The 10,727-nt window shown below is 54.5% G+C and carries 11 protein-coding genes and 1 pseudogene; 6 read left to right on the forward strand and 6 right to left on the reverse strand.

The genetic code is table 11. The features are described 5' to 3' along the window. The 4 genes and pseudogenes from AB4043_RS11620 to AB4043_RS11635 all read right to left on the reverse strand — a co-directional run. Positions 1 to 551, reverse strand: a pseudogene (locus AB4043_RS11620) (hypothetical protein); the annotation flags it as partial. A gap of 246 nt (positions 552 to 797) precedes the next feature. Further along, positions 798 to 1,553: an SDR family NAD(P)-dependent oxidoreductase gene (locus tag AB4043_RS11625; protein WP_442299322.1), complete on the reverse strand. Its 756-nt coding sequence runs from the start codon at positions 1,551 to 1,553 to the stop codon at positions 798 to 800. Positions 1,554 to 1,647: 94 nt separating this feature from the next. Then, complete coding sequence (locus tag AB4043_RS11630) at positions 1,648 to 2,967, reverse strand: MFS transporter (RefSeq protein WP_442299321.1); 1,320 nt, start codon at positions 2,965 to 2,967, stop codon at positions 1,648 to 1,650. Positions 2,968 to 2,994: 27 nt separating this feature from the next. Further along, positions 2,995 to 3,885, reverse strand: coding sequence for a ThuA domain-containing protein (locus tag AB4043_RS11635; protein WP_442299320.1), 891 nt, complete (start codon positions 3,883 to 3,885; stop codon positions 2,995 to 2,997). Positions 3,886 to 4,464: 579 nt separating this feature from the next. Here AB4043_RS11635 and AB4043_RS11640 point away from each other — a divergent pair. From AB4043_RS11640 to AB4043_RS11650, 3 genes are all read left to right on the forward strand, one after another. Continuing rightward, positions 4,465 to 4,665 (forward strand): cold-shock protein, encoded by a 201-nt coding sequence (locus AB4043_RS11640; protein WP_442299319.1) that lies wholly within the window; start codon positions 4,465 to 4,467, stop codon positions 4,663 to 4,665. A gap of 809 nt (positions 4,666 to 5,474) precedes the next feature. Further along, positions 5,475 to 5,666 (forward strand): hypothetical protein, encoded by a 192-nt coding sequence (locus AB4043_RS11645; RefSeq protein ID WP_442299318.1) that lies wholly within the window; start codon positions 5,475 to 5,477, stop codon positions 5,664 to 5,666. A 508-nt stretch (positions 5,667 to 6,174) separates the two neighbouring features. Then, a complete protein-coding gene (locus tag AB4043_RS11650; protein ID WP_442307107.1) occupies positions 6,175 to 7,791 on the forward strand; it encodes a B12-binding domain-containing radical SAM protein in 1,617 nt (538 codons plus the stop codon). Positions 7,792 to 7,843: 52 nt separating this feature from the next. On the opposite strand, the gene AB4043_RS11655 is transcribed toward AB4043_RS11650, so the two are convergent. Continuing rightward, a complete protein-coding gene (locus AB4043_RS11655; protein WP_442299316.1) occupies positions 7,844 to 8,290 on the reverse strand; it encodes a MerR family transcriptional regulator in 447 nt (148 codons plus the stop codon). 87 nt (positions 8,291 to 8,377) lie between these two features. Between AB4043_RS11655 and AB4043_RS11660 the strand changes: the two genes are divergently transcribed. Then, positions 8,378 to 8,791, forward strand: a complete 414-nt coding sequence (locus AB4043_RS11660; RefSeq protein ID WP_442299315.1) for a hypothetical protein — start codon at positions 8,378 to 8,380, stop codon at positions 8,789 to 8,791. Between the two features lie 12 nt (positions 8,792 to 8,803). Then, on the forward strand, positions 8,804 to 9,304 hold the full coding sequence (locus AB4043_RS11665; protein WP_442299314.1) for a TlpA disulfide reductase family protein: 501 nt from the start codon (positions 8,804 to 8,806) through the stop codon (positions 9,302 to 9,304). Between the two features lie 91 nt (positions 9,305 to 9,395). Here the strand turns inward: AB4043_RS11665 and AB4043_RS11670 are convergent, their stop codons facing one another. Beyond that, entirely contained in the window at positions 9,396 to 10,457 is a 1,062-nt protein-coding gene (locus tag AB4043_RS11670; protein WP_442307108.1) for a zinc-binding dehydrogenase, read from the reverse strand. A gap of 83 nt (positions 10,458 to 10,540) precedes the next feature. Between AB4043_RS11670 and AB4043_RS11675 the strand changes: the two genes are divergently transcribed. Then, the coding region (locus tag AB4043_RS11675) for a helix-turn-helix domain-containing protein (protein ID WP_442307109.1) at positions 10,541 to 10,727 on the forward strand (187 nt) is incomplete at its 3' end.

Below are 10,727 nucleotides of genomic sequence, written 5' to 3' on the forward strand. Positions count from 1 at the left end.
TCCCCAGGTCCTGCGCCTGTAATGACCAGTCCCTTATAAATAACCGGGGGAGAGGGCAAAATATAGCTCTTATCCATGCCGGTCGTCATAACTTCGGGGGTCTTGAGATCAACCATCCCGTTAGTACCGAAGTCGGAGTTGATCTGTCCCGTTGCTGCGCTGATCGAATACATGTGTCCGAGACGAGTGCCGAAGATGATTGAAGGCCCTGAGGTTGCATCGCCGGGCCAATAGGCGCAGCCACGCATCGAAGCATTGTCACCATCGGGAATATCAAACACCCACTTCTCCGCACCCGTTGCCGAATCCAAAGCAACGATTCGGCTGTAGGGAGTGACTACATACATCGTCGTACCGATCACAAGGGGTTGATCTTCCGACTGATGGAAGCCCGATGTGGCTGGTGAAGCTGTCGAGGAAGGCTGCGTCGCGCCGGTACTTGCTGCCGGCTTCATGCGATAAACCCATGCAACCGCCAATTTGTTCACATTCTCCGGGGTGATCTGTGTCAGCGGGGAATAACGTGTCCCCGTTGCATCACGACCGACCATTGGCCAATCACCCGGGGCCGTCAGGGATGCAGGTTTAGCTTCGGGGGAGTTCTGACCACCTTCACTGGCGGCAAATTGTGACACAAATAAGAATGTGGACAGAAGGCTGAGTGACCCGCCCCTACTCAATCCTGATTTGAATTGCATTTTTCCTGCCGCCCTTCCTGGAGCAAAAACTCTACCTGTGTCCTAAATACTGACCTTGCCCCCTGTTTCGTCTCACGTCCTCATGCCCTATCGTTAAGATCATTTCGCGGTCCACCCACCATCGATAAGAATGTCCGTCCCTGTAATAAAGCCGGCATGTTCCGAGCACAGATAGCAGGCCAGCGCACCGATCTCCTCCACCTTGCCCCAGCGTCCGACTGGAAGGCTGGCCAAGAACTGCGCATTCGCCTCGGGGTTGTTCATCACCTGCAGATTCATATCGGTGCCGAAGGGCCCAGGGCTGATGCCGTTGACGGTGATGCCCTCTGACGCGAGCTCGTGTGAAAGTGCGCGTGTCAACCCAAGAAGCGCCGTCTTCGCTGACGAGTAGGCCGTGCGCCCCGGTAGCGAAACATGACTCATGATGGACGTCATGTTCAGAATGCGCCCGAAGCCTGTGCCCTGCATACCTGGTACAAACGCGCGGCACAGCAGAAACGTGGAGATCAGACTCGAGTCAAGCACGCTGCGAAATTCCTCCAGGGTGAACTCGATCAGCGGCTTACGGATGTTGGTTCCGGCATTGTTGATTAGGATCTGGGGAGCACCAAAGCGCTGCTGAACCTGCTCCTGCAGCCGGGTCACATCACTCTCGCACGTCACGTCGGCGGTGAACCACTCCGCAGTGCCGCCTTTCGCCTCAATGGCGGACTTGACGGACCTGAGCCGCTCAACATCGCGCGCCACCAGCGCAATCGTCGCACCTGCTTCCGCCAGGGCCAGCGACATCGCCTCTCCAAGGCCACGACTTGCGCCGGTGATAACTGCCGTCCTGCCAGATAAATCGATGACCATCGTCTCACCTGTTTTTCGAGGATCCGGAACAAGTACATTGGACCGGCTGGAGATTTCTGCAACTGTATACAGAGTTCAGTTGTTTTGAGTCAACTTACAAAGAATTCGTTTCTGCCTGAGCGTCCAACATTTGTACTGAGCTTCCCTGCCCCGGAGCAGACAACCTACCCTCCGGATCGAGCACGAGCCAACAGCTTGCGGAGACGCACGCCGCCCCTACCATCGTGTAGATCAGAGAATTCCAATTGCCGCCGCTACGCTGCAGCAGAAAACCTGCAAATACCGGCGCGACAAAGCCCGCAAGATTACCCAGCATGTTCATCGTTGCGGCCACTGTAGCGGTGTATGGACCACCGATCTCCACGCACGCATTCCAGGAGATCGGCATGGTGATATCGCTGAAGAAGCTTGCAAAGCCGAGACAGATCATCGCCGGCAATACGTCGGTGAGGCGCGTAAACAGAAACAGCAGCACTGCCGTAAACAAAAAGCCGCATAAGGCGACGATGCGGCGTGGTACGCGCAGCGGCAACATTCCACTCAGCAGCGATCCCACTCCTCCGAAAAGCAGCGGAATCACGGATAGCGTGGCCGCGCGCGCGACGGTTTGTCCCCGCGCTTCGCGCAGGTATGTAGGTAGCCAGGTGATGTAGAAATACCAAACGAACGAGAAACAGAAGTATTGCAGCGTCAGCAGCAGCACGCGGGTCGTGAACAGCACCTTTAGCCAATTGTGCTCCGCACCATGGGTGGTCAGCGCACGCTGCTGCAAAATCAGATCGGCCTCCGCAACATTTACGCTGCCGTGCCGTAGCGGATCATCGCGAAACCATGAGGAAAACACGACACACCAAAGCACGCCCATAAGTGCGAAGAGTACGAATGCCCAGCGCCACCCCACCACAGTGATCAACGCCAGCGCCAATGGCGGCGTGACAGCGCCGCCCCATCGAGTGAAAGCCCACATCATGGACTGAGCCCTGATACGCTCGTGCCGCGGCAACCAGACACTCAACATGCGCGTCAGGTTTGGGAAGCAGCCAGCCTCCCCGGCACCAAAAAGAAAACGAATCACCCACATGCTGGCCACGTTCCATGCGGCACCGGTTAATGCGGTGAAGGCCGACCACGCGAATACGATCTGCAGGAGAATGCGGCGGACACCGATGCGATCACCGAGCAGCCCCATCGGGAGTTCGAATAGCGCATACGACAAACCGAAGGCGCCGAAGATAAGGCCCATCTGTGCCTTGTTCAAATGAAGTTCCTGAGCGATTGGAACAGCCGCCTGCGAGATAGCCACTCGCTGCACATAAGAGAGCACAGCCAGCGAAATTGCCAGGGCAACCACACCGTAGCGAGCGCGAGTCGGTTTCATGGATAACTTCAATCTCGTTTCCGCAGCATCCTGCACGCGCCCTTTCAGACGTGCCCTTCATTGTCAGTGGTTCTGCACGGATTGACCAGAAACTCCTGCCGGCGCTCCTGGCGTGCGATTCCCTTGCGGCGGGGCCTTGTAATCTACCAGCTCGTTCACCGGATGTTTGCCCGCCCACGCGATACCACGCAACAGCATTGCCTGAATCTGTGGGTTAGAAAAACTCTCGTACTTGTGCCCCTGCATCCAGACAAACGCGCGTGCCGGCTGGCCGCCTGGAAGTGTGTGTTCGTAGGTCCAGATTTGGGGAACCACCTCTCCTTTATGTGTGCCGGCGGTCGGCGTTGCCGCCATCACGGTGGTCGCCAGCACATGAATCCTGGGATTCTGCGCCCATGTCATGCTGAAGAATGCTTCATCATCCGGCAGAGTCACATCCGCCATCCCCTGCATGATCGGATCGGACTTGTCGACAATGGTGTACGGGATTGGAGCATCCCAGGTGTAGTTCACCTCACCATGCTTTTTCGCTCCACCGAAGATTGTGGCAAAGTAGGCCGGATCCGGTCCGCAGATCGTATCGTGGATACTTACCACGCCGCCGCCGTGCTTCAGGTAAGCTTCGAGCGTCGTTTTCTGCTTGTCCGTCAAGTAACCAGAGTCACCCTTGTAGAAGACGATCACATCTATGTGCGCAAGTTCATCATCCGTGGGGAAATGATACGAACCGTCCACAACAGCGCCATGCTCGGTCAGCACCTTGCTCCAGTCCGCAAGAAACTGCGGATAGTCATGCAAGCCCGGCGCATGCGTCTTCAATCCTGCCCGGATATAGATATGCATGCCATTTACATTCTGCCCAGGAATCGAAGGAGCCGGCGGATAGCTCTGCGCACGCAAAGATGGAGCGCACACTGCCAAAGCAAGACACAGCTCGAGCAATCGGCGGGACATAATTCTCCTTATGCAATATTGGATCAATGCCGCCGCAATCCAACTCTTCAGTAGTGTTCCACTTGAGCCCATACGAACTGTTTTCTACAACTGCAACGCATCAGGCAAATGAGCTTTTGCATTCCTCAGGGCATTGCCGCAACACTGTATACAGTCGAATTTTGAGCTGTCAATCCTCCTGGTGAGTAATTTGGCACTCCCATCACACCGCACCTAGCTTCCTGCTTGTCACCGGCAAAGAGCCCAAACTAAAACGTTCGGCTTTCGATGGGCATGTCGCAAAGAGGTGTTTGCTATTTGGGCTTCCGGCAGTGAGTGGACCGCAAAGCCGGCGGCAAGCAGATTTCAGCCCTTAACGGTTTCGCTTTTGGCGAAGTAGATGCCACATCTGGCTCCAACCGTGATCATCCTTAGCACTTTTTTGTGCGGCTTTCGCTTTTTTGCTCCGGAACTCCTGCTAGACTAAAAGCAGTCGTTGGAATCGATCTGGTATGCTTGCTTGTTCTGGCTTGTCGCTTTACTCGCAGAAAAACCCCAAATTGCGTTCAGCGGTAAATCGAGTCATAAAGGAACAACATCATGGAACAAGGAACAGTTAAGTGGTTCAACGACGCAAAAGGCTTTGGATTTCTGAGCCGCGATAACGGCGAAGATGTTTTCGTCCATCACAGTGCCATCCAGAGCAACGGCTTCCGCTCACTGCAGGAAGGCCAACGGGTTCAGTTCAATGTCACTAAAGGGCCCAAGGGCTGGCAGGCTGAAAACGTTCAGGTCGCCTAACTCGGACCTTTAATCTAGAAGGGGGCAGCCGAAGGCTGCTCCCTTTTTCTTTTGGAGTTGCCTGTTGGAGACTGAAATCCGATTTGACCCGCCAGAGTGTATTCGGGCAGATCTCGTCCCCATATCTTCTATTCAATAAGGTTTGTCAGAGCGTTGAGATTTGAGTGGCAGATCGTACGGGCGAAATCCCAGGAAGCTTGATCCTGCATCTTTTTCATGGGCATATCCAGTAAGCCTGAACTACATATAGCCGTGACTGTCCCACACTTCTCACAAGTCGCATCAGCAGATCGCCAATGAAATACCGGCGCCGTACCTGGAACAGACGAAGCCATCTCCTCACCCATTGCGATCGCTGTAAAGCCTCCGCAACTACGGCACTGCCAGCCACTGAAATAGTGCATATCCCCTCCGTGGGCCGGGGAAGCGCCCTTTTAGCGATGGGTCATTTTGCAAGCAGGCCAATCCCCAATGTGGCAAGTATAGGCTTTCAGAGAAGATCCGCTGCAGTGAAGTTATCGAGCTGATCTTAACTCGTATTTCTAGACTGCGGAAGTATCGCCATAGCTGGTCAGCAGTTATGCCTTGACACTCCGATCGCATTGACTTCTGCGTAGCAACAAGAAAATCCATCCTGAAAGGCCCTCTCGTGCCCCCGTCGTTTAATAGACTATTTCGGCACGAACTCCTGTGGAGGCGTATGGTTGAACCAGTCACCATCGAGCTTCTCTCGCCTTCAGCAATCCTTTTGCTTCGCTCCAGACGAGCACCCTTCAAGTAAGCAACCGGATCCCGACTGGAGTACCAGTATGAGCCCCAAGAAAACAGGCGTTAAGAGCCACCTCGCTCGCAAGATTCACAAGAACATCATTCCATTCGGCTCGAAGGTGGCGCCTGAAGCGACAGTGGCAAGAAAGCCGGGCGACTCAATAGTTATTGAACCTTCCTCATCCATCACGGTCTTCCACGACCCGGTTAAGGATAAAAAGCGACTCGGATGAGGGAAGATATGCGGTCTCACCTACTTCCGCAACTGCTCAGTGAAAACCAGTGCCCGCTTTGTACCTCGATTCATTTCGAGGAAGCCGAGGCTGGTTCAATGGATCGCTTTATGCGTTTCTTCAGGCTGTTCCCGGTACGCTGCGTGAACTGCTATCGACGCTATTATCGGTTCTCTGGCAGCCGGCATCTGTCTTCACAGGCGCAATGATGGACGGCGAGCAGAGCTGCTCGAAGAGTCCCTGCACACAAGTACGGATTGGAAAATCTGATTGCCCAACGCTACAACACTCGTGTAGCAATGTCAGCGACTTGAACTGTCGATCGGACTCGTCGTTAAGATGGCCCCGTTCTCGATCTTGAGATCGATCCTGGCCGTCATGACGAGCAGGTCTTCGCCACGCTCCAGTCGATCCAGATTGGGTGAGCAGGTAGCAAACATTCGCCAGATGGAGCATCCGTCACGCTGGTTCCCTGTCGACCACCCACGAAAGTCGAGGCATTCGAACGATGGCTGTACATCTAATCAACCCCAGCGATAATTCTTTTGGAACAGCGGTTATTACACCACGCTGGCTTTTTGTTCTAGCTGCCGCGACACCGGCTTCTATGGGTGATCCCAACCTCGTCGATGAATCGTTGGAGGCGCTCGATCCAGACATTCTTCATCCGGGGGATATTGTCGGGATCAGTGTGCACACGGGCAACGCGTTGCGAGGTTACGAAGTCGGAAGGATCGCACATGAACATGGCGCCAAGGTCGTCTACGGTGGTATTCATGCGACATTGTTTCCCGAAGAACCCTTTGAACATGGTTGTGCTGATGTTGTCGTGAAAGGCGATGGCGATGTTGCCTGGGGAAAAGTACTGCTGGATCTCGAGGCAGGGTGCGCCGGGCGCCTCTACGAAGGCGGGAGGCTTGAAGCGGATCAGTTCCTGCCGGCTCGGTGGGACCTGATGCAGACCGACAAGTATATGTGGGCTTCCGTGCAAACAATCCGCGGATGCCCCAAGCACTGCTCGTTCTGTTCCGTATGGCGAACGGACGGCCAGAAGCCACGACAGAGAACCTTTGAGAGCGTGATCGACGAGATCGTCGACCTCAGGCGCAGAGGGTTCCGATTCATCGCATTAGCGGACGACAATTTTTATCCCGTCACCTTGACAGACCTGCGACWGGCCCGGGAGCAGAACAACCTCGAACGCTTAGCGTCGTTGCTCCAGACGCGCAATGAACGGTTCGCCCTGATGGCGGAGCTCGCAAAGCTGCCGAAAGATATGGTGTTCTTCACACAGATCACCATGGAATCGGCCGAGGACCCTGAGTATCTGGATGCAATGCGCAAAGCAAATATCAAAGGCGCTCTGGTAGGAGTAGAGGCGGTTACACCAGAAGGATTGAAGGCCGTCTACAAAGACTTCAACTACTCCGGCGACCGTCTAGTGCAACAGTTGCAGGAGTTTCGAAAGCACGGACTACACGTCCTCGGATCATTCATCTTCGGCCTGCCGACGGACAGGCCCGGCACCTTCGGAGCTACCGTGGAACTGGCTTTGAAAGCAGATGTGACCTTCGCACAGTTTGTCATGATGACTCCATTTCCGGGAACCATCGATTTTGGACGCTGGGAAAAGGAGCAGTCTGTCGAACCACAAATGGTGGAAGGGACACCCATTACAAGATACTGGCTCATTCCGACAACAATCCGCCCCAAGATGTTTACGCCACATCCGTCCATGACTTCCGATGAAATTCGAGATCGGACGCAGGGAGTATGGGATAGATTCTATGAGTTCGGAGCAATCTGGAAGCGATCCGCCTGTACGCCAACCCTTCGTGCGCGCCTTGCGTTCGTACTGCTATCCAAGCTTTATCGGCAGATGTACGCCGGGACCGGGATCTCGACAGATAGTGCCCGGCGCAAAAAGGCGAAGACATCCGCACGATGGATTGCTCGACAAACGCGCCGCATCTTCCAGGCGAAGCCAATGCCTGAATTGCAATTTCCTTTATGGGAACCACGCTCAAAGGGAGCTCTCAATCTAACTCAACTCACGACGCACCCACCGGCCCCTCCCGAAGGTGGGTGGGGCCACACGACCAAGGCTCCCTGGCTCGTTCGCTGAATGGTATGTCGAAGACGAAATCCGCTGTTCGTGTCGGACGATGCAGCAGACGTTAGCGACGTCGTTTTGTGTCGCAACAACTAGCTACTCCCAGACTATTGACTCCGCCGGTCTGGACGAATATCCCCTCGCCGCAATCTTCAAGAGTTTTGCAGTTGCAGTTCCGAACCATATCCTCAAGAACACTTTGCGTGAAACGAAGACCCTCGATCTTCTCTCTCAACTCGGCAAGTTTGCGTTGCGAGAGGGCTACCCATCGAGCCGAAACCGGAACCTCCTTGTTGAAACCCGTGAAGAGTTCCTGGATTTCGGTGAGGCTGAATCCCGCCTCTTGTGCGCGCCGGATCAGAGTCAATCGATAGACCGCCGTCTTGTCGTAGCGTCTCTGACCGGATACACGGTCTGCTGGCTCCAGTACTCCAACCTGCTCGTAGTAGCGAATGGCAGAAGGACGCAGCCCGACCTCTTTTGCAATCTCCGAAATAGTCAAATTCGGCATGTACTTATGCTACTCGCTTGACTTCAAGTTAACTTGAAGTTTTACGGTTTGAAGAGTGAGCACGGCTTGCTCACAGATCGGAGAAACATGACGATTCCACACATAAAGGTCGCAATCCTGTTGATTTCTGCCATGCTCGTGAGTCAAGGACCACCCATGACCGCTCAATCGTCGGAGAAATCTAAACCTGTCTTTGCATGCAATATGAATGCGATGACGAAAGAACAGCGGAAACGCCAGTCTCAGTTTCTGACGCCTGCACTCCACTCGCAGCGTCTCGCGGCTAAGGAAATTGAGGACGGGTACGAATTCATGTTTCCGTCGGATGCACATACACTGCAACTCGTGGCCGAATGGATCGGCAATGAACGTCTCTGTTGCCCCTTCTTTACCTTCGACGTCCACCTTCTTAACGGCTCCGAGCCGATGACTCTTCACATCGCCGGACCTGAAGGTGTGAAGGAATTTATTCGCGCTGAAATTCCTGCGCTGGTCGGTTAAGGCAGGCTGCGAATGAAAAAGACATCTCTGTTTGTCGCATTGTTTTCATTTGCGGCAGCGTACCCTCTTACCGCTGCGGCTCAAACCGCAGCGGTCAAAAAGGCTCCCATATTTTCCCTAAAGGATCAAAACTCACAGAGTTTGGAGCTCGTAAAGTATCGAGGCAAAGTTGTACTCCTCAACTTTTGGGCTACATGGTGTGCTCCGTGCCGAGTAGAAATGCCTTGGTTCGAAGAGTTCTCCAATCGCTATCGGGATCGAGGGTTAATCGTAGTCGGTCTTTCCATGGATGAGGACGGTTGGACCGCCGTGCGGCCGGCGCTGGGACGATTAAAAATTACCTATCCGATATCGCTGGGGAAGCGTGCGCTTGCCAGGTCATATGGCGTCAACGAATCGCTGCCCTCGACCTTTCTCATCGATCGTAATGGGATCATTCGATCTTCTGTCACTGGCTTTGGGAAGAAGAAGGACTTTGAACAAATGATCGAGCAGCAACTCTCTTCGAAGTAAAGGGCCTGGGCCTTGGGTTAATTTTCTCTGGTTCTTGATTGCATCACTATTCGAAATCGATAGTGAAGTCCTATAAAGTGCGCACCTGATTTCAGAATCGATCGATCACAACGATCCCGGCCGTGCCATAGGTCCCCATCTGTTCGAAGGTCGCCGTTATCTGGTCTAGACCAATCCGTTGGCGGACTACCTTGCCTGGCTGCAGTATTCCGGCGACGCACATCGAAAGCATCGCGCCGTACCGTTGCCCCTGCATTCCGAAGGTCCCGTAGAGTCGCAACTCCTTGAGCAGGATCTCATCGATCGGTAGCGGAACATATCCAGCCTCTCTCGTTGTCGTATGTCCGAGTTGAACGTGCCGCCCCAGCTTCCTGAGGGAGCGCACGGCCTGCTGGCAGGTGGCTTGAATGCCAAGCGCATCCACGGACACCTGGGCTCCTCCGGAGGTAATCTCCCGGATTGCTTCTACCGGATCATCTTTCCGACTGTCGACGGTGTACGTCGCACCGAGTTCGGTCGCCGCTTGCAAGTTATTATCGGAAATGTCGACCGCAATGACTCTCGCCCCGGTTGCTGCGGCAATCTGGACCGCGGAGAGCCCCATGCCTCCTCCCGCACCGTACACGGCCACCCACTCCCCGCCGCGCACATTGGCCTGATCGACCAGGCCATGGAACGCTGCCATGTATCGGCAGGCAAGGCTTGCCGTATCCACAAAGCTTAGAGAGTCCGGCTGCCGCACCAGATTGGTATCTGCGAATCGGACCGCGACGAATTCGCCGAATGCTCCCCAATACGAGACTCCGGGCACAAGCTCATGCCCTTTGTCGCAAACATTCTGATTGCCACTTAAACACCACTCACAGACACCATCGCCAGGGTTCATGGGAAAGATGACCGGATCCCCTTTCCTCCACTTCCGTACATCTTTCCCCACTTCTTCAATGGTCCCGCTAAATTCGTGTCCGAGCACGAACGGCGGCTTGATCGCTAGGCCTCGCCAAGCCCAATCATCCGTCCACAGGTGCCAGTCTGTTCGGCAAATACCGTTAGCTCCTACCCGAATGATCGCGCCGTCARCTGGGCATTCGGGGCCAGGTACATTCTGGATAACGAGGGGTTTGCCTAGTTCCACCACCACTGCAGCCCGCATAACTGAACTCCTATTCTTTGCCGATTGACAAAGAATAGGAGCAAACCCGTCTGCTGTCAATTATTCTTCTTAGGAAGGAGCGAATGATGGCGGGACGCCCCCGGGAGTTTGATGCGGAGAGAGCGTTACTTCAAGCTCGCGATCTGTTCTGGGAACGCGGGTTTGAGGGCGTGTCGATGTCCGATTTGGTGAAAGAGCTCGGTATCGCTTCGGCCCGAATTTACGCGGCTTTCGGTTCCAAGGAAGAGCTCTTTCGGAAAGCCATTCTTC

This window comes from Terriglobus sp. YAF25 (assembly GCF_052113305.1).
In the GTDB taxonomy this organism is placed as follows: Bacteria; Acidobacteriota; Terriglobia; order Terriglobales; family Acidobacteriaceae; genus Terriglobus.